The organism is Lactobacillus nasalidis, from assembly GCF_016587775.1.
Lineage (GTDB): Bacteria > Bacillota > Bacilli > Lactobacillales > Lactobacillaceae > Lactobacillus > Lactobacillus nasalidis.
On record NZ_BOCG01000550.1, the window covers coordinates 1 to 442 of the forward strand.

General features: G+C 60.9%; 1 pseudogene. It reads right to left on the reverse strand.

What is annotated here, in order from left to right:
- Positions 1-13: 13 nt before the first annotated feature.
- Positions 14-442: pseudogene (locus tag lacNas_RS10685) on the reverse strand (tRNA lysidine(34) synthetase TilS C-terminal domain-containing protein); the annotation flags it as partial.

Here is a 442-nt window from a genome sequence, read left to right on the forward strand (position 1 = left end):
ACTATCGAAGTTTTTAACCAGCTTTCTCAGATGTTTCCATTTGGTAGAGATAAAGCGGCTCTTCCGCGGCCGCTGGCGGCTGCTGATAGCAGCCCTCAACGTAAACTGCTTCCAGACCGGCAAAGAGGCTGAGGCAGTTGCCGCGAAGCACCAGGGGTATTCCGGCTGCCGCGAACAGCTTCTTGCTCTTGGCGCGGTGGCCGTCGCCCAGACGCAGGCGCTGACCGGCAGGCAGGCTCCCGGCAGATAATTTCCCGGGAAATGACAGAACTGCCAGACAGGGCCGGTCCATCCGGGTCCGGCTCAAGAGAAAGCAGCGGCCCTGAAACCAAAAGGGCCGGTCAGCTTCAACTGCTTGTCTGGCCGCAGCCGGCGGCTGCTTGGCCGGGTAGAGCCAGTAGTGCTTCTGGTAGAGCTGCAGGTGCAAGCCGGCCTTCTCCTG